Consider the following 23,741-nt stretch of genomic DNA (forward strand, 5'->3'; position numbering starts at 1 on the left):
GTCCGCGAGGCGGCTGAGCCTGTGGGCCGGGTGGTGCCGGGGTTACGGGCCGGCGTCGGCCTCACGGGGCAGCAGCCTCGTCGTTCCACTGCTCACGGTCTCGCACGCCTCACCGATCTCCGCCTCACCGACACCGCCGCTGTCCGCATCGCCGTCAAGCATCATCACCGCCGCCGGTCTCCGGCCGGCCGTACCCACATGTGCACGTACTTTCACGGGGGAGCTCCGCCTTGTCTCTCATGCTGCCGGATCCACTGGAATGGGTCCTGGACATGCTCGGCTTCAACTGGCCGCATGCCGACGAGGACAAGCTCATCGAATGTGCCCAGGTCTGGCGCCAGTTCGCCGCCGACGTCGCCGGTCACCAGGCCTGCGGCAACACCGCCGCCGCCAATGTCCTGTCCCAGAACGCCGGCGACTCCATCGATGGCTTCAGCAAGACCTGGGACAAGTTCGCCGACGGCTCCGGCTACTTCGACGACGCCCGCCAGGCCGCCGAAATCATCGCCTCCACCCTGGAGGCCGCCGCCGCGCTGGTCATCGGCATGAAGGTTGCCGTGATCGCCCAACTGGTCATCCTGGCCGCCGAAATCATCGCCGCCCAGGTCGCCGCCCCCTTCACCCTGGGCCTGTCCGAAATCGGCGCCGCGGCCGGCACCGTGGCCACCCGCGAGATCGTGCGCCGCATCCTCAAAGAGGTCGCCAAACAACTCCTGGACGCCATCATGGAGGCGGCCAAGGAACCGGTCATCTCCGCCCTGGAAGCCATGGCCTCCGACCTCATCGCCCAGACCGTCAACCAGAACTTCGGCGCCCAGAACGGTTACGACCTCGGACGCACCACCAAAAAGGGCATCGAAGCCGGCAAGGACGCACTGAAGAACACCGGCGAGACCCTCGGCGAATCCCTGCGCGACGGCGCCGGCAGCCGCGCCGGACGCCGCGCCCGCCACGGCTTGGACTCCGCCGCCGGCCACGGTGACGACGGTGGCGCAGGCGGAGGCGGAACCGGCGGCGGCTCGGGAGGCAGTGGCGGCTCCGGCAGCGGCAGCGGTTCCGGCAGCAGTTCGGGGGCGGGTTCCGGCTCCGGCTCCGGGTCGGGCTCGGGTACGGGTACGGGAGATGCGGGCTCCGGGCCCGGTACACACGCCGGGTCCGGACCGGATTCCGGCGGGTCCGGTGGGAGCGGCGGCTCCCACGCGCCCGGCGCCGGCGCGTCCTCCGTGACCGGCCACTCCGGCGCCAACGGCTCCGACGGCACGCCCTCCCGCCCCACGGCACAGCCACTGCCGCCCCCGGACCAGCGCTCGCCTTTCGACGCCGGCTACCAGGGCACCGACCGGCACAGCCCGGACCCAGGTGACACACGCCCCGACACCATCTCCGCCCGCGATGGCTCCGGCACCACCCCGGACTCCACTTCCCACCGTTCCGCCCCGGACGCCGTCTCCACCCAGCCGGCCCCGGACCATACCCCGGATTCCGCACGCCCGAACCCGGACCACAACCCCGACAACATCACCACCCAACCGGCTCCGGACCACACCCCGGAGGCGGCCCGCCGTAACGCCGACAACGTCACCACCCAGCCCGCCCCGGACACCACCCCGGACCACGCGCGCCCCAATCCCGAGAACGTCTCCACTCAGCCCGTTCCGGGGCCACCACCCCCCACTCACCCGGACGCGGCGCCGACCCCCGTTCCGGCGCCCGAGACCGGCCCGGCCCCGGACCGTTCCGTCCCGGGCCAGTCCGCGCCGCGCCAGGACGCCCCCACCACCACGCCCTCCCCCGGGCCCGCCTCCTCCGCACCGGGCCCCATCAGCGGCAACCCGCCGAGCAACGACGGCTCCGGCTCCACTCCCAACGACAATGGCTCCGGCGGCACCGGCGGTGGCCGTCCCGCCATGCCGCACGTCAGCGCGCCGCCCCAGGGCGCCCCCGTACAGCACTCGCCGTCCTTCGGTCAGCCCATCCAGCAGCGCGACCCGGCGCCGGGCGACCCCATGCCTCACATGCGGGACGACACCGACCTGACCACCCAGTCGGCGGACACCGCCACCGCCCCGCCGCCCACCCGCACTCCGGACGCGGGACCGGCACCTACCCCCCAGCAGAACATCCCGCAGAACGCGGGGCCGGCCGTGGGCATGCCGACCGCCATGCCGCCCCAGGCCGGCCCCACCCCCGCGAACTCCAACCCACCCCGCCGCAGCACACCCTCCAACGCAAACACCACACCGCAGTCCAGCCGCCGCCCCGATGGCCGCCGCCCCATCCAGGACGCCGCCCGACAGCCCCGCTCGGAAGGCCCCCCGCACAACCCCCGCCTGGGCGGCCCGCGCCGTGGAACCCCCACCACCCCGCCGCACGACAACCGCCGCCCCGACGGCTCGCAGGTCATCCACGACCACACCCGGCAGCCCCACCCCGAGGCCCCGCCGCACAACCCGCGTCTGGACGGCCCCACGCCGGCCGACCGCACGCAGCCGATACGGGACGGCCATGCCCCCTCACACCCGGACCGAGCCGACCACCCGTCCGGTGGCACGCGCCCGCGCTCTGACAGCTCACCTTCGGAGCAGGGCCACCCCCGACCAGAACGGGACACCCCGCACTCCGAACCTCCGGCCCCTGACGCCTCGCGTCCGGACGTACGTCAGCACGCCCTGGGTCCCCAGCCGAACAACCAGTCCCCGGACTCTCACCGACCCGACAGGGCACAACCTGATGCGGCAGGCCCAGAACCGTCACGCCCCGGCCGGGACCAGTCCCGGCCGGAGGCCCAGCAACCCACCGCACCGAACTTCCCCCACCCTCACCAGCAAGCGCACCAGCCCGGGCCCCACCAGCCCAATCCGTATCACCAGCCCAACCCGTACCAGCAGCCGCAGCAACCGCAACCGCAACCGCACTATCCGAACCAGCATCAGGCAGCTCCCCAGCAGCCGCACCAAGGGCCGTACCAGCAGCATTACCAGCAGCCGCACCAGCCCCACCACACTCAGAACCAGACACAGCCTCAGCAGCACCAGCAGCCCTACCAGCAGCAGAATTCCCAGCAGCAACAGCCGCTGCCTCCCCAACACCCACCGCGCCCGAACTACCAGGACGTGCGAAACAGCCTCAACCACCAACCAAACGGCCTGTACTCGCCCTTCCCCCATGACCAGCAAGCGCTGCTGAACGTTTTCCCGCGCAATCCCGACGGCAGCCCGCAGCTGCACCCGGACCCGTTCCAGCCCTGGGCCTTCCATCAGAACGACGGCGGCACCAACGTGCCCGGGCGCTCCAACAACTGCGCGGACTGCACCCGCTCGTTCCTGGAGTCCTGGTACGGCAACCCTCAGGTCTCCGCACCGCGCACCTTCGACAAGGACCAGAACGGCAACCTCGACCGGTTCAGCGGTGAACGGGACGGCGCCCAGAACATCATGGACTGGGCGGGCACCCCTTTCCGTGACTCGGGGCCCAACGCGCAGGACAGCTATGCCCGCATCGCTGACGAGCTCCGTCAGGCCGGTCACGGCGCCGGCGCTGCCGTCCTCGTCACCTGGCCGAAGAACGCCGACGGTTCAGGCGGTGGCGCGCATGTCTTCAATGCCGTCAACCACAACGGCCGCGTCATCTGGGTTGACAGCCAGACCGGTCAAATCAGCCAGCAGCCCATCCACACCCACGCCGACCGCGTCTGGCACCTGACCCTCGACGCCAACCGCAATCCGTACGTCCCTGGTCAGGTCCAAGCCCCCGCCCCACAACCCTCGCCGCAGCCGCAGCCGCAGCCGCAGCCGCAGCCGCAGCCGCACAACCCCTATCAGCAGCTCCAGCAGCAGCCATACCCCCAGCAGCAGCCACACCAGCCGGGTCCGTACCCGCAGCAGCAGTACCAGCAGCCGAATCCGTACACCCAGCAGCCGGGGCCGTACCAGCAGCAGCCGCACCACCAACAGCCTTACCCACAGCAACCAAATCCGTACCTCCAACAGCAGCCCTACCAGCCCCACCAGCCGAGCCCATACGCGCAGCAGCCCGGTCCGCACCACCAGCAGCAACAGCCCTATCAGCCAGGCCCATACCAGCAGCAACCACACCAGGCACAGCCTCACCCCCAGCAGCAACCCCACCAGCAGCAGCCCAACCCATATATCCAGCCTCAGCAACAGCCGGGACCGTATCCCCAGCCCCACCAACAGCAGGTTCCACAAACTCAGCCGCAGCAGCAGACCATCCCTCACCACCAGCAGCCGCCACAGCAACAACCGGATCAGCAGCAGACCAACACGCATTCCCACACGCACCCCCAGCCTCAGCAGCTGCACACACCGCCCCAGCAGCAGACGTCCACTCACGAGCAGACGCCGCAGCAGGACCAGGCGCCACCTCAGGAGACCGCGCCGCATCCGGAAGACGGGCATTCGGATCCGAACCCCAACTCCCTGAATGCCATCCGGGACGATCTCCATCAGGAAACCGGCGGTCTCCTGCCGCCTGACCCGAGTGACCAGCAACTGCTGGAGAACGCCCATCCGCGGAACCCCGACGGCACGCCGCAGCGTTTCGCCGACCCTTTCGAGCCCTGGGGCCGGCTGCAGAACGACGGCGGCAGCACAGTTCCCGGTCGCGGCAACAACTGCGCCGACTGCTCCCGCTCCTTCCTGGAGACCTGGTACGGCAACCCCCAGGTCTCCGCTCCGCGTACGCCCGACACCAAGGCGGACGGCACCCCGGACACCTGGTCTCCCGAGAACAACGCCAACGAGAACCAGATCCGCTGGAGCGGCGCCCGCCACACGTACGCCGGTCGTGGCGACGATCCCCACACCGCCGCGCGGATCGCACACGATCTCCAGCAAGCCGGCCACGGTGCGGCTGCCATCGTGCAGGTCGCCTGGCCCGACAACGGTGGCGGTCACGCCTTCAACGCGGTGAATCACCACGGCAAGATCATCTGGGTGGACACCCAGACCGGTGCCGTCAGCACGGACCCGCTCCACATCTCAATCGCCGAGCACGTCTGGCACATCCCGCTCGACGCCAACCGCCAGCCGCTCCACGCCGACAAAGCCGTGGAGAAGCCCGAGGACACTTCCTCCGAACAGGCCGACGGCAAGCCGGACTCCACTACCGAGCAGACCGGGACCGACCCCGACCCCTCGCCTGCCGACAAGACTCCGGACACCTCTGCCGACAGCACTGCCGACGTCACGGACCACTCCCCGACCGTCGACGGCACAACGGAATCCCAGCACACGCCATCCGACGGACAGGCGCCAGACACCCCGCCGAGCAACCGCGAAAGTGTGCCAGCGAATCGGAGCGCGAGCATTTCGCAGTACCTCGCTGATCACCTGCGCAACAACCCCAACCCGATGATGTACGGCAGACCCACCGTCGAAACAAGCGATGGTGGAACAGCCGCGCAGGCACCGCATCCCACGGACCCGCACCCGCACCGCCCGGCCGAACCCGCCGGTGCCGATCACAAGGTCCCTGACCACACAAACGAGAACGATCCACCGGCCGCCCTTTCGGACGACAAGCCGGACCTGTCCGACGACGACCCGGGCCACGACCAGCAAGCCCACGACCAGCATCATGACGACAGCGGCAACGACCGGGGCGAGGAACAGGATCCGGCCGAGCGCTTCAAAGTACCTTCGGCCGGTGACGTCCGCGTGGACCCCCAACCCGAGTTTCCCGACCCCGTTGACCCTGGCGAAACCCCCGACACCCATGACCTCGATTCCGGGGTGGATGACAAGAGCCGTGGCGGGCTCGTGGAGCAGCTCGACCTCGACAACACCGACCGGGTGAAGGTCGACGAAGACGGCCTGATCACCAGCATCGACGGAAAATCCGTCAGGGAATACATCCAAGAAATGTCCGAGGAGCGGGCACGTCGGCATGCTCTGATGCGAGATGCCAACCTGGAGGGACCTTGCTCCGCGCTGGCGATCGATCGCCGCACCGGAATGATCACTGAGGGCCTTAATGGCCTCGCGAGCGATTTGATCGAACCTGAGAATTTGCACCCGCTGCTGCGGGACAACTACCTCGGTATGGCTGCCTGGGTGCATCCGATCATGAAGAGCGAGGACGAAGTTCGTATCGGCGACCGGCTCGGCCCGGACGGAAAGGCGGCACGGGACGAGAACGGGAACGTCATCAAAGAAGAGATGGCCCTCATTGGTCGGGCTTACTTCGACGAACCCTTGCGGCACGCCGAAGTCAAGGCCGTGAACGAACTGCTCTGGGCGCGGCAGCGACAGATGGAGAAGAGCTGGAGAGAGGAACACGGCGAGAATTCCACACCGCCCCCGCTGAGCCGTGATGTCTTGAGTGACATGCGGTTCGACCCGCGATGGATCGAAGAAGCCATTTCGAAGAACAGGAAGACCAGGGGGGCCGTCATTCATCTTCCCGGCCAGTCAGCGCCAGCCTGCCCGAATTGCCACGGCATTCTTCAGGGTGTGCCCAGCTACGCCGGGCGCCATCAGTATACAATTGGTGACTATCGACGCAGGGACAGCGAACTACCACCCGAAACGGACTGACACGGAATGACTGTACGCATCGAATACGAAGACACCTACCGGGATGATGCCGCGCGCGTGCTGTGCGAAGACGGCCCCGTCACAGGTGAAGTCGTTTCCCGCGACCAGGAAGGCCGGATCACCAGCCTCGTCTCCTACCACGAGGGAGTTCCGTCCGGACCGCAATTCGCGTGGCACCCGGACGGAACCAAAAAGCTCGAAGGGCTTACCCGATACGGCCTGGCCGTGGGCGACTGGCGCAAGTGGTATCCCAATGGCCAACTCGCCGAACATACCGTCTTCAACCAGAAAGGCAGGCGAGTGAGCCGCCAGAAATGGGACAAGGACGGCAACCTCACCGAGGACAGGACGTTCCCGGGCTGACTACCGCAGGCGCCCCCTGGCCGGCTTCCGTGACCGGGGGCGCTCGTCCGTACGGCAACCGCACTGAACAGGACGGAAACCTCCATGGCACAGGACACCCCTGTCCCCCCGACCACCCCTGAGGAAGCACTCGCCATCGTCCACAGCCGATACGCCCGGCCACGGCTGGCGGACGGCTCACCCGCCCCCATGCACGTCCACGAATTCGACATCGGCTACCTCGTCTACGCCACTTTCCCTCCCACCGAACCGGTGGACCCGGCAGCCCCGCCGACGCCTCCCCCGCCCGGCGGCGCAAACATCGTCGTAGCCAAGGACACCGGCGAAACAACCACCGTCCCCAATTTCCCTCCGGAAGCGGCCATCGCCCTGTACCGCAGCCAACTCCCGACCGACTCCTGACGAAAACACGCGACAACGCCGCTCCTCGACACAGTGACTGTGGCGATGGCGGGACGTCAGCACCATGACGGCCTACAACACGAAACCATGCGCCCTCGCAGTAGGAGCTGGCGCCACCTGCCCCGTGACCCTGAGGTCTGGAACTACCGCATCGGCGGCGTACAGATGCTCCGAAAGCAGTTCGGCTTCCGCGACCGCGAGCCCGACATCGAGTAGCAGAAACGGTTGGACGACGCCCCTGCCCACAACCTGGCGTATACGGTGGACCGTTGGCCTGATCGATCTCATGACCACTCTCGCTCCCTCACAGCCAACCGCCCGCCGAAGACGTCCCTCGCGGAGTGAACCGCCCCCACAGGAGGAAGCGGTCTAAGCGAACGCTGTCGACCGGTTGGCTGGTCATCGGTCCAGGTGCCACCACGGCTGGCCGCTGACTCGATCAGGTCCGGCAGGAACCGCGCGGAGAGAACAGGACCAGGGTTGCGCCCGTGATCTCGTGACCTGGTCGGCGAGCAAGATGCGGCTGCGATTCAGGCATCGCAGGTCACCGGTGCCACGGCGGACGGCGGTGGCCATGGCCACACCGGGGAGCAATCCGGGCGTGATGGGCCTTCGGGCACTCACCCCGGGCCAGGCGATGACGTCGACCTCGTACATGATGCGTGCCGCGCCAAGACCCGTCCGCCCCGACACTGCTCACAGCCGCTCCCACCAGTCACACCAGCACAGATCCGTGGGTGTGACGGGGCCGAGGGGCTCGACCTGCCGGATATCACAAACCAGATCGAGCGCCACCGGCGCTAGCTCTGAACCGTAAGTCAGCGACCCTTTTCAGCACGCTCAAGAATCACCACGCACTCCACATGATGCGTAACCGGAAACAAATCAAACGCCCGCATCCTCCGCGGCACATACCCCTCCCCCGCGAAGTACTTCACATCGCGCGCCAGCGCCGCCGGATCGCAAGCCACGTAAGCGATACGGCGGGCTCCCAGCGAAGCCAGATGTGCGACCGTCGCCCGCCCGGCTCCCGCTCGCGGCGGATCCAGCACGATCAGGTCCACGTCCGAGATTCCGGTTCGTGGCAGGACCTGTTCGACCTTGCCGTGCTCGATCCGGACGCGGTCGAGGTCCTGGAGATTGTGCCGGGCGTCCTCCACCGCGCGCTTGCTGGATTCGATGCCCAGGACGGCGCCCTTTTCGCCCACGCGGTCGGCGAGGGCTCCGGCGAAGAGGCCGACGCCGCAGTACAGGTCGAGGGCCATGTCGCCCTTCTTCGGCATGAGGCCCTGCATGACGGCTTCGACCAGGAGGTCGGCGGCCTTGGGGTGGACCTGCCAGAAGCCGCTGTTGCCGACGCGCCAGGTGCGGTCGGCGGCGCGTTCGCGGACGAAGGGGCGGCCGTGGACGCGGTGGATGCCGCCGTCCTTCTCGTGGACGCGGAGGACCGAGACGGGCTTGTCGAGTTCGACGATGGGGAGGCGGCCGCCGGGGCGGGGGGTCAGGACGACCTGGCGGTCGTTGGAGCCGGTGGCGGCGATGGCCTCGACGGTGGCGATCTGGGGCCAGTCGCGCTTTTCGATGCCGAGTTCCGAGACACCCGGGGCCGCGATCAGGCAGTGGTCGATGGGCTGGATGTCGTGGGAGCGGTGTTTGCGGAGGCCGGGGGTGCCATCAGCGTCCACGGCGTACTGGACTCGGGTGCGCCAGGCCGGGACCTCGCCCTTGGGGACCTTGTCGCCGGGGGCCGGTTCGACGGTGCCGTCCCAGCGGGCCTCCTCGGGGGTGAGGCCGGCCAGGCGGGAGAGCTGCTCGGTGATCACGTCGGCCTTCAGGCGGCGCTGGGCGCCGGGTGCGGCGTGCTGCCAGTCGCACCCGCCGCACTTGCCGGGACCTGAGAAGGGGCAGGGGGCCTCGACGCGGTCCTTGGAGGGGGTGAGGATCTCGACGGCGTCGGTGCGGAGGAACCGGTCGCCCTCGTCGCCGTCGGTGACGCGGGCGATGACGCGTTCGCCGGGCAGGGCATGCCGTACGAAGAGGACCTGGCCCTCGTCCGTACGGGCGATGCAGTGGCCGCCGTGCGCGACGGGGCCGACCTCGACCTCGTACTCCTCGCCTACCAGCGACTTCTTGGGTTCGGTCTGCATGGTGGGGGAGCTCCTGGGGTGGGGTGATCGGGGTGGGGTGGAGGAAGGCGGGAGTGGCCGATGCCGACCTGCAAGTCTACGGGGCGGCCGGGCGGAGTCCGAATCGGATGGGGGAGCAGAAGCACAAGGGCCCGGACCTGCCGGATGGCAGGTCCGGGCCCAGGAGCTGTACGGACGCGCTCCTACTTCCGCGTAGCCGCCTTCTCCTTCTTCGGCTGGGCCACCGGGCCTCGGCGCACCGCCCCGGGCGCGTTCCACTCGGCGCGCTTGCGTGCCCGTCGCTTGGCGGCTTCGGAGGAGTCGAGTTGCCAGGGGACGGAGGTGACCATGACGCCGGGCGTGAAGAGCAGGCGGCCCTTGAGGCGCAGGGCGCTCTGGTTGTGGAGCAGGTGCTCGTACCAGTGGCCGACGACGTACTCGGGGATGTAGACGGAGACGGCGTCGCGCGGGCTCTCGCGGCGCAGGGATTTGACGTAATCGATGATCGGGCGGGTGATCTCGCGGTAGGGGGAGGCGAGGACCTTCAGGGGTACGTCGATGCCGCGGCGCTCCCACTCCGCCTTCAGGGCCTTGGTCTCGGCGGGGTCCACGTCGACGCTGACCGCCTCCAGGGTGCCCGAGCGCATGAGCTTGGCGTAGCTCAGGGCGCGCAGGGTGGGCTTGTGGACCTTGGAGACGAGGACGATGGAATGGACGCGGGAGGGGCGTACGGCCTCGTCGCCCGGCACGTCCTCGGCGGCGATCTCCTCGGCGACCCGGTCGTAGTGGCGGCGGATCGCGGTCATGGTGGCGTAGAAGATGACCATGCCGAGGACGGCGACCCAGGCGCCGTGGCTGAACTTCGTCAGCAGGACGACGACGAGCACCAGGCCGGTGAGGGTGGCGCCGAAGGCGTTGATGGCCCTGGAGCGGTGCATCCGGCGACGCTTGGCCTGGTCCTTCTCGGTCCGCAGGTGGCGATTCCAGTGGCGGACCATGCCGACCTGGCTGAGCGTGAAGGAGACGAAGACGCCGACGATGTAGAGCTGGATCAGGCGGGTGGAGTCCGCGCCGTAGATGTAGACGAGGACGATGGCCGCGCCGGCGAGCAGCACGATGCCGTTGGAGAAGGCCAGCCGGTCGCCGCGGGTGTGCAGCTGGCGCGGCAGGTAGCGGTCCTGGGCGAGGATCGAGCCGAGCAGCGGGAAGCCGTTGTACGCGGTGTTCGCGGCGAGGAAGAGGACCAGGGCGGTGGCGGCGGCGAGCACGACGAAGAAGAACGTGCCGTCACCGAAGACCGCGGCCGCGACCTGCGAGATGACCGGGTTCTGGGTGTACTCGGGGCCGACCGGGACGCCGTTGTGCAGCAGGTCCTTGGCCGGGGTCTCCGCCATCTTCACGTCGGTGGCCATGGCCAGGCCGATGATGCCGCAGAACATGGTGACGGCCAGGCCGCCCATGAGCGCGAGGGTGGTGGCGGCGTTCTTCGACTTGGGCTTGCGGAAGGCGGGGACGCCGTTGGAGATCGCTTCGACGCCGGTGAGCGCCGCACAGCCGGAGGAGAACGCGCGCAGCAGGAGGAAGACGAGGGCGAAGCCCGCGAGGCCGCCCTGTTCGGCGTGGATGGTGAAGTCGGCGGTGGGCGCCTTCATGGTGTCGCCCATGATCGCGCCGCGCACCACACCCCAGATGATCATGATGAAGACGCCGGCGACGAAGATGTACGTCGGGATCGCGAAGAGCTTGCCCGACTCCTTGACGCCGCGCAGGTTCATCAGCGTCAGCAGCACGATCATGACGATGGCGCAGAGCGTCTTGTGCTCGGTGACGAACGGGATCGCCGAGCCCAGGTTCTCCACCCCGGAGGAGATGGAGACGGCGACGGTCAGGACGTAGTCGACCAGCAGGGCGCTGGCGACGGTCAGCCCGGCCTTGGGCCCGAGGTTGGTGTTGGCGACCTCGTAGTCACCGCCGCCGCTCGGATAGGCGTGCACATTCTGCCGGTAGGACGCCACCACCGTGAACATCAGCACCACGACCGCGACCGCGATCCAGGGGCTGAAGTGGTACGCCGACACACCCGCGACGGACAGGACGAGCAGCACCTCGCCCGGGGCGTAGGCCACGGACGAGAGCGGGTCGGAGGCGAACACGGGGAGCGCGATGCGCTTGGGGAGAAGGGTTTCTCCGAGCTTGTCGCTGCGCAGTGCGCGCCCGATAAGGATCCGTTTGGGCACGTCGGTCAGTTTGGACACGCAGAGGATGCTAAGCCTTCGTCAAGGTGGCCGCCCACCCGCCACCCGTGCGGGCGGGGGCGATGGGCCCGTATGCCGGGACCGAATTCCGCGGCCGCAGCGGCCACCAGCGCTTTCATCGTCCCTGCACAACACGGGCCGGCACTCCCCGGTCCCTTCTTCTTCTCTACGCCTTCTTAACGCCGCGGGTTTTCCGTGCCTTCATGAAGAGCGGCGTCCGGCGACCCGGGATTTCTACGGTTTCTTAACGGGCGGGGCGGTCCGTGCCTTCCCCGTCATCCGTGATCTCCCGGGTTCTCCCGGGTTCTCCACATCTCTTTCACCTCGGCCCAGCGCCGCGCCTGCTCGGGCGTGAGGCTGTCGCGCAGCTCGGCCAGCTTCAGCAGATTGGCCTCGGCGCCGGTGGTGAGGGTCTGCGCCTCGCCGCGGTAGTGATCATCGACGAGCGCCGCCAGCTCCGTGTCGTTCATCACGGGGACCAGGCGCGCCGCCATCTTGTTGGTGTTGCGGTAGGACCCCTGGAGGAGGAACGGCGGCTCCGTGCGGGTGGCGTCCGCCTGCGCGGCGGAGGCGATGTAGGCGCGGTTGACGGTCAGCGCGACCTCGCGCACCCGGAGCAGTCCGCGCAGTACGGAGACGGTCTCGCGCAGTTCGGCGGTGCCGTAGGGGTGGGCGAGCCGGTCGGCGCGTACGGAGTCGTCGCCCTCGGCCATCCGGACCAGCAGCCCGAGGTCGGCGCGGTCGCGGGCGGCGAGCGGGGCGAGGACCGGGTTGGCGGGCAGCGCGTTCTCGATGTGGGAGTGGGCGAAGAGCGCCTCCTTGCCGCTGAGCACGTCGCCGAGGTTCCACACGTCGGCGCGGTTGGCGAGCATGTCCGGCAGCCGGAAGCGCCGGCCCGACTCGGTGTACGGGTTGCCCGCCATGCACACCGCGAAGCGCTTGCCGCGCAGGTCGTACGTACGGGCCTCGCCGTCGCGTACCCCGTCCATCCGCCGCTGGGCGTCGCACAGCGGGATGAACTTCTGGAGCAGTTCCGGCGAGGTGTGCTGGATGTCGTCCAGGTAGAGGAGGACGTTGCTGCCCGCCTCCAGGGCGAAGGAGATCTTCTCGACCTCGCGGCGGGCGGCGGCGTCGGGCGCCGCGGCGGGGTCGAGGGAGGTGGTGCGGTGGCCGAGGGCCGGGCCGTCCACCTTCACCAGGAGCAGGCCGAGGCGGGCCGCCACGTACTCCATCAGCGTGGTCTTGCCGTAGCCAGGCGGCGACAGCAGCAGGAGCAGACCCTGGCTGTCGGTACGGCGCCGCTCCCCCGCGGCGCCCAGCTGCTTGGCGAAGTTGTCGCCGATCAGCGGCAGGTAGACCTCGTCGATGAGGCGGTTGCGGACGAAGCCGGACATGACCTGGGGGCGGTACGTGTCCAGGCGCAGCCGGTCGCGTTCGGCGGCGAGGAGTTCGGTGCGGCGCCGGGTGTAGGCGCGGTGTGCGGGCACGCGGGTGCGGCGGAACGTTTCGGTCCGGGCGAGCAGCTCGTCCAGCCGTACGGGGAGGGTGCCGCCGGCGGCGATCCGCGGGTGGCTGCCGAGCAGACCGCGGACGGCGGCGCCGGTGGGCGCGGCCAGCTCCCGGCGGTCCAGGGCCGGGCCGCAGACCTCGATCGCGACGGCCTCGGGCAGCGCGTCCGCGGCGGCGCCGCGCGCCTGGGTGTACGCGCCGAGCCATCCGGTGACGAGCTGGTGGCGGGCGGCCAGGTCTCCGTCGAGAGCGCGCAGGTCCTCGGCGAGTTCCTTGGCGGCGGGCGCGTCCGGTCCGCCGAGAGCGTCCCGGAAGCCGGTCAGCAGGTCGCGGGCGGCGGCGCTGGTGGCGAAGCGGGGGCGCCCGCCGCCGGCCGGTCCGGCCGGCGAGGCCGGTTCAGCCGGCTCGCCCAGCTCGGCCATGAGGTAGTCGCCCAGGCCGGAGGCAGCGGCGTCGGCGCAGTCAGGTGCAAAGGCAGCGGCGTCGGCGCAGTCGGATGAGGAGGCGGGGCCGTGCGTAGGGGCCAGGACGTGCGCGGAGAGTCCTGCCTCCCGCAAGAACCCGTACGCTGCCCCGCCCAGCTCGGCGGAGAGCGCGTCCCACCCCGTAGGCGTCCCGAACACCGACCGGGCGCGCGCCAGGGAGTGGGCGCGTGTGGCCCACAGCGCGCGGGCGCGGGCGTCGGTGCCGTACGCCCAGAAGAGCTGGGCGGCCGCGCGCAGGTGCGGCGGGTGGCGGAGCGGTCCGGCGGTGCTGTGCAGGCGCAGGAGTACGGCGAGGATCGCGGCGGCGTCATGGTCGTGGACGCCCCGGTCGTACCCCTCGTCGTAACGGGTCTCGGCCACCTGGCGGACCAGGGGCAGCAGCGTGTCCGCGGCCGCCGCCTCCCGGAGCGCGGCAAGGCCGGGAACCACTGCGTCCGTCCCCGTCCCGGCCCCCGCCAGGATCACCCCCGCCAAGTGCTCCGCCCGGTAGACCTCCGGTGACTCGGAGACCAGCGGCTGGTCCCAGAAGGCGCGGTGGGCCAGCAGCCGCGCGTCGTGGACGGGCGCGCGGTAGTCGGTGCCGGTGACGGTGTACGCGAGGTGGTCGCCGTGCGGGACCAGGGTCAGGTCGACGGGCTGGGTGTTGACGGCGAAGCGGTGGCGGCCCAGCCGGATGGTGCCGGGGGCGTCGTACAGGTCGGTGCGGTCGCGCAGGGCGCGGGCCGCTTCCTGGCGGGCGGCGCGCAGCCGCCCGTCGAGTTCGTCGGCGCGTCCGCCGTCGCCGAGGTCGCGCAGTTCGCCGGCGGTGGCGCGGACCTTCGCGGCGAGCGGGTCGGCGGCGAAGAAGGCGTTGATCTCGTCGGGGGTGGTCAGGGCGGCGGCCCGGCGGACAACGGTGGCGAGGACGCGTGCGGCGGATCCGGCGAGCCGGTCGGTGTGCCGGGCGCGCGCGTCGAGCTGGGCCTGCTTGCGGGCGGCGAACGCCTCGTGGATCTCCTCGCGCTGGGCGGCGATCCGCTCCAGGTGGGTGTCGGACGTGCCGAAGCGGGCTTCGAGGTTCTCCAGTTGCAGGAGCAGGCGGCCGAGTTCGTCGTCGCACTCCTCGGGGGTGCCGGCCGCGGCCAGCGCCCCCGCCACGGCCTGCCCGAGCAGCGCGAACTGGGCCGCGAACTCCTCGCGCCCCTCCGCGTCCAGCAGTGCGCGGCGCCGGGTGTCCAGGGTGGCGCGGGCCCGGTTGACGGCACCGAGCGCCTCGCCGGCGCGGGTGAGGACGGTGGTCCGTACGGTCGTGTCGGCGAGGTCGAGGGTGCCGACGACCTCGGTGACGACGCGCAGCCCTTCGGCCTGTTCGTCGATGCGGGCGGCGAGCGGTTCGGCGTCGGCGGCGGTGGCCACCGCGGCGGCCTCGGCGGTCAGCCCGGCGACGGCGCGGTGGGTGGCGGTGAAGGCGTCCTCGCCGCTGAGGAAGGCGATGGCCCGGCGTCCGGCGGCGGCCAGGTCGTCGGCGACGCCCGCGGAGAGTTCCGCGAGCCGGTCCAGGTCGATGTGGCGGGTCTCGCGCAGGGTCTCCAGGCGGCCCTGGGCGTGGCGCAGCGCGGTGAGGTTGCGGACCCAGGCGTCGGCGGTCGCGGGCTGTTCGCCGCGGACCCGCCGGACCAGTGCGGTGGTGCGGCCGGCGGCCTCGTCCAGTGCGGCGGCGGCCCGGCGGCGCAGTTCGGTGACGCGCGCGAACTCCTCGACGACCTGGAGAGCGGCGGCCCGTACGGCTTCCAGCGGCTCGCCCAGCGCGCCGAGCGCGGTCTCGTCCAGCCAGTGGTGGCGGTCCGCGACCCGGGCCGCGGCGGCGGCGATGGCTTCGAACACCGGGCCAGCGGGTGCCATGTCGGTGGCCATACGGGCGACCGAGAGCGCGTCGGAGATGCCGCGTACCAGCTCGGCGTTGCCGATCCGGGCCAGCGGGCCGCCCATGGCCGGCTGGGCCGCGGCGTGCGCGTCGGAGGTGAAGGGGGTGTGCCAGATCTGGACGGGGTGGACACGGCCGGGCTCGCGGGTGCCGCGCAGGACGACCAGGGTGCCGTCGTCGAGGAGCGCGTGGCCGTACGCGGTCAGCGGGGTGGCGGCTTCCTCGCGGACGATGTTGTACGGCAGGAGCAGGGTGCGGCCTTCGGCGCGGTCGTGGAACGCGTAGAGGACGTCCTCACCGTTGGGGGAACGGTGTTCGCGGTCGAAGGCGAGGCCGGTGGTGTCGGTGTCGAAGGTTCTGACGGTGCCGGTGGTGAGGTAGTGGCCGCCGGGGAAGACGATGCCCTGGTCCTCGGGCAGCGCGCGGCACGCCTGCCCGATCGCGTCGATGCGGCGCACGTCGCGGGTGCGGGTGTTGTAGACCAGGTAGCGGTCGGCGGTCTCGTTGTACGGGCGGACGCGCAGCAGGATCAGGGGGCCGACGCGGGCGTGGGCGACCTCGGCGTCGGCGAGCGACTGCAGGGGCTCGTCCACCGGCTCGGAGTAGAGGCCGTCGTCCGTCTCCGTGCCGGCTGTCTCCGTGCCGGCCTCGGCCTTCAGGGTGAGCGCGCCGCCGGCGGTCGAGAGGAACACCTCGCCCTGGACGGACAGCTGCGGGTAGCGGCCGGGTACGTGGTCCTCGCGGGTGGCCGGGGTCCACGTGAAGTCGTGGGAGGGCGGGGCGACGTGGTCGCGTTCGCCCTTGGCGTCCAGGTAGACGGGCGCCCCTTCCCCGGAGACGGAGATCTTCCAGCGCAGTACGCGGATGTCGTCGAGCCGTTCGCCGGTCCGGAAGACGGCGAGCAGCAGGGCGCCGGTGCGGTGGAGCCGCAGCAGCCGGGCCTGGCGGTAGTAGCGGTACAGCTCCTCGAAGTCCCGCTGGAAACGCGGGTCGTCCAGGAGCCCGGGTACGGCGTCGGGCTCCGCCGGTTCGAGGCGTACGGCGTCGCCGGTGGTGTGCAGGCGGTGCAGGGCGAAGACGTCCGGGACGGTGGTCGCGGGCGCGCCGGGCTCCGGGCGGCCGTTGCGGCCGGTCAGCAGCAGGCCGCCGACCTGGGCGGCGTCCCGGATCACGGAGGGGTCGGCGGTGCGCAGGCCGTCGGTGCCGAGGAGGGCGAGTTCCGAGCCGCCGAAGGTCTCGACGCGGCGGGTGTTGAGGGTACGGGCCCGGTCGGCGAGGTCGGCGGCGGCGCCCGCGAGGCGGTCGCGCAGCAGCTCGTACGTACCGTCGGCGAGGCCGTCGCCGTGGGAGGTGCCCTGGGACGGCGTGCCGTCGGGGCTGTGGCCGGTGTCCTGCGGCGGCGTGCCATCGGGGCCCTCGGGGCCGTGGCCGTGTCCGTCACGGCCACCCGTCTCCGTCACGAGGTCGTCCTGCACGAGATGCCTCTCCTGTCCCTGCGCGCGGACCGTCTCCCGGTCCGCACGGCCTCGCGCCCGCCGCCTGCGCGCGCTGGCCAACTGCCTGCTGTCACGTCTGTGTGTGGCTGCGTACGGTTATCCGCCCGTACGCAACCGGGTTGCCCGTGGCGGCCGGGCCGCGGGGCAGTGCATCCCCCCGGAAGCACTCCCCCACGGCCCGCTCCGCCCCGGGCGGCGGCTACTTCGCCGCCACCGCCGCGCCGTTGGCCAGGGAGGGCCCCCCGACCGCCTCGGCGATCCGGGTGTCCGCCAGGCCGTTGGCGTGTGCGGCGTCCAGCAGACTCTTCAGCTGCCCGGACTGCGGGCCGCCCCGGTCGATGAGCTTGGTCAGGGCCCCCGCCAGGGTCAGGTCGCGCAGTCCGGCCGCGCCGAGTCCGCCGAGCATCGTGGTCAGGTCCTTGGTGAAGGTGGACCCGTTCTCGTCCAGCCAGGGGCCGGCGGCCCTACGGACCGTCTCGGAGCGCTCGACCAGCGCGTCCAGGCCCTTGGCGGCGCCGATCGAGCCGGCCAGCCGGTCGAAGAAGACGCTCTCCCCGCCGACGATGTCGATCTTCGCGTTCTCCAGGCCGGCGGCCAGCACCTTCGCCTGCACCTCGGCGATCTGCCGCTGGGCGTCCAGGCCCGCGAGACGGACCTCCTTGTCGGCCGCGACGCGCAGCCGGTACTCCTCGTGCTCCCGGCCCGCCGCGTCCAGCGCCGCCATCGCCGCGGCCTTCTCGGTCAGCCCGGCCGCCTCGGCCTTGAGCAGCGCCTCGGCCGCCTGGGCCTCGGCCCGTCCGGCCTGCTCGACGGCGGCCGCGTTCATCTCCCGTACCTTGACCTCGGCCAGTCCGGCGGCCGCCGCCTCGGCCTGGGTGCCCTCGGCGAGCCGGATCTTGGCCTGGGCGTCCAGGTCGGCGGCCTTGCGCCGGCCCTCGGCCAGGGCCAGCGCCTCGGCGGCGCGGTGGGCTGCGGCCTGCTCGGCGGCCTCGGCCGCCTTGATGTCCTTGACCAGCCGCTGCTGCGCCTCGGCCTCGGCGCGGATGACCAGCGACTGCCGCTCGCGCTCGGCCTCCTCGACCGTACGGAGCTTCTTGATCTCCTCCTCCTGGGCGGCGACGGTCTTCTCGACCGCGATCCGCTCCCGTACGACGTCCGCGATCTCCCGCTTCTCGGCCTCGACCTCCTTGTCGGCGGCGATGCGGGTCAGCTGGGTCTCCCGCTCGCGGGCGATGACCTCCAGCAGGCGGTCCTTCTCGATGCGCTCGTTCTCGATGGCGATGACGCGTTCGCGGTTCTTCTGCGCCACGGCGATCTCGCGTTCGCGGTTCTCGTTCTGGATGCCGAGCGCCTCCTCGGTCTTCAGGTGCGCGGAGTGCGAGCGCAGCCGCTCCTCGGCCTGGACGCGGGCCGTCTCGGCCTCCTCCTTGGCGCGTACGGTGGCGATCTCGCGCTGCTGGCGGATCTCCGCGTCGGCCTGCCGGCGCTCCAGCTCCAGCACGGCTTCCCGGGCGTCGACGTTCTGCCGGGTGATCTCTTTCTCCTCGTTGCGCCGGTACTCGTTGGTGCGGACGTGCTCGATCGCGGTCAGCTCGGTGATCTTGCGGATGCCCTGGGCGTCGAGGATGTTGTCGGTGTCGAGCTGCTCCAGCGGGGTCTGCTCCAGGTAGTCGATCGCCGCGTCCTCCAGGCTGTAGCCGTTGAGGTCGGTGCCGATGACGGCGATGATGCGGTCCCGGAACTCGTCGCGCTTGGTGTAGAGGTCCTGGAAGTCGAGCTGCTTGCCGACGGTCTTGAGGGCCTCGGAGAACTTCGCGTTGAACAGCTCCTGGAGCGTGCCGACGTCGCTGGCGCGCTCGGTGCCGATGGCCTGGGCGACCTTGACCACGTCCTCACGGGTCTTGTTGACCCGTACGAAGAACGCGATGCGGATGTCGGCGCGGATGTTGTCCCGGCAGATCAGGCCCTCGTGGCCGGTGCGGCCGATCTCGATGGTCTTCACCGAGATGTCCATCACCTCGGCCTTGTGCAGCACCGGCAGCACCACCGAGCCGGTGAAGGTGACATCGACCTTGCGGTACTTGGAGACGATCAGCGCCTGGCCCTGGTGGACCTTGCGGTAGAGACGGGTGAGGGCGAGGACCGTGACGAGCACGATCAGTACGGCCACGGCGACGGTCACGCCGATTCCTACGGTGATGGCATCCATCGGTACATCAGTCCCTGCGGTGTGTCGGGGAGTGCGACGGGCGCGGCGGCGCGTTGGGCGCGGCGCGGCGCTCCGGTCGGTGGTCGGTCGGCGCTCAGGCGGCCGGGCCGTACGGGTCCAGGGCGGCGTCGAAGGGCGCGACCCGGAAGAACTCGCCGTCGGCGTCGTAGTCGAAGATCAGCGCGCTGCTGCCGGCGGTGAGACCGGTCTCCTCCGTACGGACCTGGATGACGGCCGTCGAGCCGTCGTCGGCGCGCACCTCGGCCTGGCCGAAGTCGGACGAGACCCGGCCGGTGCGGATGACGCACACCCGGCCGACGAAGTCGTTCCGGGAGGCGACCCGTTCAGGGGGCAGCAGGCGGCGGGCCAGGCGCACCGCGACGCGGGTGCCGGCCCAGGCCGCGAGCAGGGCGAGCGCCAGCGTGGCGGCGCGCAGCGACACGTTCTCGGTCAATGCGGCACCGGCCAGGGACACGGCCCAGGCGATCAGCACGCCGAGCGAGAGGGTGACCGTCACGGGCAGCCCGGCGGTGCCGGCGGAGCCGCCGTCGACACCCTCACCCCCGTCGAGGATGTCGACGCCTGCTCCGCCGATCAGCACCAGCAGCCAGTACGCGGCCACCACCAGCAGGGCGAAGGTGAAGAAGACGGCCGGGAAGGCGAGTGCGGCTCGTGTGAACGCCCCGAAGTCCCCCATGACCGTCTCCCGTTCGCGTGTGTTCCTGCCGGTTCCAGGATCGTGACAGGGCGAAGGGGGGCCGCACATTGCCGGATCCCGGCAATCTTTATGCGTTCCTGATGACCTGTTAACGGGACACGGTCTTGCTTCCGGGGGCGGCCGGGCGGTAAGAGTGCGGGCCGGAATCCGCCCCTTTGCGACAGGCTTCGCCCCTCAGGAGCTACAGCGGTCTGTCCGGCCAGCCCAGCAGCCGTGCGCCCATCGCCGCCGTCTCCAGCGTGAAGCGCTGCAGGCCGTCCGCCGGGTCGTAGCCGGTCAGGAACTTGATGCGCTCCAGGCGGTACGACAGGGTGCGCACGCTCACCTTCAGGCGGCGGGCGGCCTCGGCGTTGACGTACCCGGACGCCGCGAGCGCCCCGATCGTCTCCAGCAGCGGCCCGGCGCCGCCGCGCGACCGTGTCAGCGGCCCGAGGACCGTGTGGACGAGGTCGGCCATGGCGGCACGGTCGCGCAGCAGGACGGGGAAGACCAGCAGGTCGGCGGCGCGCAGAACCGGTTCGTCCAGCTCCAGCTGCTCGGCCAGCTCCAGCGCGCCCAGGGCCTCCTCGTACGAGTGCACCACGCCGCCCGCGCCGGAGTGCACCCGGCCGATGGCGACCCGCCGCGCGCCGGGCCGCCCCACGTCGGGCCAGCGCGCGTACGAGGCGAAAGCGTCCAGGACCGAGTGCTCGCGGCTCGCGCCGACACAGACCAGCCGGCCCTCCTTGGTGGTGATCAGTACGTCGCGGTCGCCGAACCGGCCGAGCAGTTCGCGTTCGACCCGGCGGGCGACCGGGTGGACGTCGTCGAAGGGCTCGTCGCCCTCGGCGACGGCGACGGCGTGCTCGTGGGCCAGCCGCAGCCCGAACCGCTCGGCCCGCTCGGCCAGCCGCCCCAGGTCGCTGCGGCCGTACAGCAGGTCGTCGACGAACTCGCGCCGCGCGGCCTCCTCCTGGCGTACGGCGAGCCGCTGCGCGCGCTCGTGCCCCTCGCCGAACGCGGCGATGGCGGCGTCCACCGCGCCCAGCACGGCGTCGCCGGTACGCGCCCGCTCCGCCGCGCCGGCGGCCCGCGCCACCCCGGGCAGCGTGCCCCAGACCCGCCGCGTCTCCCCCAGGAAGAGACCGACCAGTTCGCGCAGCCCGTGGCCCGACTCGGCGGCCCGCTCCCCCAGTTCCCGCAGCGCGTCCAGTTCCGCGCGCCGGGGCAGCCGTCCGGTGTCGGACACCTCGGCGAGGAGGGAGGTGTACCCCTCCAGGTACTCCGGGGACATCCCGCCGTCCTTCACCGTCCGTACTCCCTGCCGCCGCGTCGTGCACCGCCCCGGCCTTCGGGGCAGCGTCCATCCTGCCGGACGGGGCCGGGGCGTCCGACCTGGTGGGTCCGCGTCCTACGCCTCCTGCCGGACCGCTTCCGCCGCGCGCGGGTGCCGGGAGATCAGTTCACCCAGCCCCTGGCGGGTGGCGACGAGCAGGACGCGGTCCTGGGGGCGCAGTGCGTACCCGTCCCCCAGTTCCCGTACGAGCCTGGCGCGGCCGCGCTCCGGCGTTTCGTGGGCGGGGCCGGGCGCGGTGTCCGCCGGGTCGTCGGGGGCGGAGGTGTCCACGGCCAGGACGCGCAGCAGGCCGGGCCGGAACACGTCGGCGATCGTGCGGCCCTCCAGTGCGGCGTGGCCGCGCACCTCGAACCGGGCCACCAGCAGCACCCGGCGCTCGACGGGAATGGCGCCGATGATCTGGCGGCCCATCATCGCGCCCGCGAAGGCAGGCGCTGCCAGGAAGCTGACGCTGCGGCTGCGGGTGCGCGCCTGGGGGTGCGCGGCGCGCAGCGTGCGGTACACGGCGGTGGCGAAGCGGTCGTCGAACAGGCGCAGTGTCACCCGCAGCTGCGGCTTGACCGAGCGGGCGTAGAGAGCCGCCTCCAGATTGGTGGTGTCATCGCTGGTCAGGGCAAGCAGGGCGTGCGCGCGCTGAATCTTCGCGGCTTCCAGTACGCCTTCGTGCGTGACATCTCCCACCACGGTCGGCACCCGCAGTCGGCGCGCCAGCGCGATGCCGCGCGCCTCGGGGTCCGCCTCCACACACACCACGGGGGTGCCCAGCTCATGCAACTGGGTCAGCACCCGCGTACCGACCTTCCCGAGGCCCAGCAGCACCACATGCCCGGACAGCCCGCGCGGGGGACGGCGCAGCGCGGTGGCGTTACGGAAGGTGCCGAGTCCTTCCAGCGCGGCGGCCACCAGCACCGGCAGCAGCAGCAAGCCGGTGAGGCCGGACAGGAGTTGCAGCACCTTGCGGGAGACCGGTTCGCCGATCGCCGGTTCGTTGATGGCGAAGAGGTCGAGGAGGGAGAGGTAGGTGGCGTGCAGCGGGGAGTCGCCGGTGGTCAGGGAGGAGGCGACGGCCAGCGCGAGGACGGCGCCGACGACGCCGGCCAGCGACCAGCGCAGCCTGCGGGAGAAGAAGGAGCCCAACGGCACGCCCCGGCCGCGCAGGCTGCCCAGCCCCCACCGGGCGCCCGCGCCGTCACGCCGCCCCGGGCGACCGGGCTCGTGCCGTCTGCCGGGGCGCGGCTGGCGGCTCTGATAGGTGACGGTTTCCAGGACGACGGTGCCGCGCCCGGCGGCCGCCGCCGCGGTGGCCTCGTCGGGGAGCAGCTCGGGTCCGTCGTCGGCGGACGGCCCGTCCCCGCCCGGCGACGGGTCCGTCGCGTACGCGGCCACGTCCGCCGTGCCGGACAGGACGGCCAGCGGACACAGCTCGGAGGCGGCGGCCTGGCCCTGCCGGGCGGGGCTGCGTTCCACGGCGCGCAGCAGCAGGCCGTCGGCTTCGATGACCTTGCTGGTGCCCGCGACGGCGGTGCCCGCCAGCGCGGGAGCCACGGTGTCGGCGTCGGACAGGACCGTGGTGGACGCGTCGGCCCCCTCGGCGTCCAGGGCACCGACCGCAGCGGCCTGGTCGAGCAGCTGTTCCAGGTACTGGCCAAGCTTGCGGTTGTAGAGCCGGATGACCAGCCGCAGCCGGGGGTTGAGCCGCCGGGCGCGCAGCGCGGCGTGGATGTTGGTCTCGTCGTCGTCGTACACCAGCGCCAGCGCGCCGGCCACGCCGATGCCGGCCTCGGCCAGCGTGTCGTCGTCGGCCTCCGCCGCCTCCAGGACCCGTATGGGCTCGTCGGGCGGGTCCTCGGCTGCCCCGGCGTCGCCGCCGGGAGCGTCGGGTGCGCCGGTCTGCGTGCGCACCATGGCGGCCGAGACCCGCCCCAGCAGGGCCTGGGCCCGCCCCAGGGCTCCGGGGGGCGGTGGGATGCGGGGCCGGTGCGGTTCTCTGGCGGAGGGGACGACGAGCGTGACCCGCTCCCGGTAGACGTCCTTGAGTTCGGCGGCGAGGCGGCGCGCGAGCGCGTCGTCGCCGCAGACGACCATATGCGGGGCGGGTGCGCCCTGTTGGGGCTGCTGAGGCACGGTGGACACGACGCTCAGCGTGCCTCACGGAGCGGGCCCGGCGCACACGATCACGGCCGGCGGCGGGCCCCGCCCCGAAGCCGGGAAAGCCGGCCGCGGCCTTCGCCCAGAGCGAAGGGGCCGGCCCCGGACCGGCCGGGCGCGCCCGCCGTGAGCGCCCCGTCCTTGATCCACGACCAGATTCCCGGTCGTACCGCAAGGAAACTTACCCTCCCCTTATGCCCTCTTGTCGCGTTCTTAACGCCCGGGAGGGCCGTG

11 protein-coding genes are annotated in these 23,741 nt (G+C 71.5%); 4 read left to right on the forward strand and 7 right to left on the reverse strand.

Annotation, left to right across the window (positions count from 1 at the left end):
• Positions 1-239: 239 nt before the first annotated feature.
• The 4 genes from ACZ4Z1_RS24200 (at position 240) to ACZ4Z1_RS24215 (ending at position 7,538) form a co-directional block, all read left to right on the forward strand.
• Entirely contained in the window at positions 240-6,557 is a 6,318-nt protein-coding gene (locus tag ACZ4Z1_RS24200; RefSeq protein ID WP_468488822.1) for a toxin glutamine deamidase domain-containing protein, read from the forward strand.
• A gap of 6 nt (positions 6,558-6,563) precedes the next feature.
• Positions 6,564-6,920: a toxin-antitoxin system YwqK family antitoxin gene (locus ACZ4Z1_RS24205; protein ID WP_468488703.1), complete on the forward strand. Its 357-nt coding sequence runs from the start codon at positions 6,564-6,566 to the stop codon at positions 6,918-6,920.
• A gap of 84 nt (positions 6,921-7,004) precedes the next feature.
• Positions 7,005-7,322: a hypothetical protein gene (locus tag ACZ4Z1_RS24210; protein WP_468488704.1), complete on the forward strand. Its 318-nt coding sequence runs from the start codon at positions 7,005-7,007 to the stop codon at positions 7,320-7,322.
• A gap of 87 nt (positions 7,323-7,409) precedes the next feature.
• Positions 7,410-7,538, forward strand: a complete 129-nt coding sequence (locus ACZ4Z1_RS24215; protein ID WP_468488705.1) for a hypothetical protein — start codon at positions 7,410-7,412, stop codon at positions 7,536-7,538.
• Positions 7,539-8,140: 602 nt separating this feature from the next.
• Here the strand turns inward: ACZ4Z1_RS24215 and ACZ4Z1_RS24220 are convergent.
• From ACZ4Z1_RS24220 to ACZ4Z1_RS24250, 7 genes are all read right to left on the reverse strand, one after another.
• Positions 8,141-9,469: a class I SAM-dependent RNA methyltransferase gene (locus ACZ4Z1_RS24220; protein WP_468488706.1), complete on the reverse strand. Its 1,329-nt coding sequence runs from the start codon at positions 9,467-9,469 to the stop codon at positions 8,141-8,143.
• Positions 9,470-9,651: 182 nt separating this feature from the next.
• Positions 9,652-11,703 carry an APC family permease gene (locus tag ACZ4Z1_RS24225; protein ID WP_468488707.1) on the reverse strand — a complete coding sequence of 684 codons (2,052 nt, stop codon included), beginning with the start codon at positions 11,701-11,703 and terminating at the stop codon, positions 9,652-9,654.
• A gap of 275 nt (positions 11,704-11,978) precedes the next feature.
• Entirely contained in the window at positions 11,979-16,913 is a 4,935-nt protein-coding gene (locus ACZ4Z1_RS24230) for a DNA repair ATPase (protein WP_468488823.1), read from the reverse strand.
• A gap of 382 nt (positions 16,914-17,295) precedes the next feature.
• Positions 17,296-19,305, reverse strand: coding sequence for a flotillin family protein (locus tag ACZ4Z1_RS24235; protein ID WP_468488708.1), 2,010 nt, complete (start codon positions 19,303-19,305; stop codon positions 17,296-17,298).
• Positions 19,306-19,399: 94 nt separating this feature from the next.
• Entirely contained in the window at positions 19,400-20,002 is a 603-nt protein-coding gene (locus tag ACZ4Z1_RS24240) for a hypothetical protein (protein WP_468488709.1), read from the reverse strand.
• Positions 20,003-20,204: 202 nt separating this feature from the next.
• Entirely contained in the window at positions 20,205-21,296 is a 1,092-nt protein-coding gene (locus ACZ4Z1_RS24245; RefSeq protein ID WP_468488710.1) for a PucR family transcriptional regulator, read from the reverse strand.
• Positions 21,297-21,413: 117 nt separating this feature from the next.
• Positions 21,414-23,444, reverse strand: coding sequence for an NAD-binding protein (locus ACZ4Z1_RS24250; RefSeq protein WP_468488824.1), 2,031 nt, complete (start codon positions 23,442-23,444; stop codon positions 21,414-21,416).
• Positions 23,445-23,741: the final 297 nt, after the last annotated feature.

This window comes from Streptomyces sp. NPDC030165 (genome assembly GCF_055573595.1).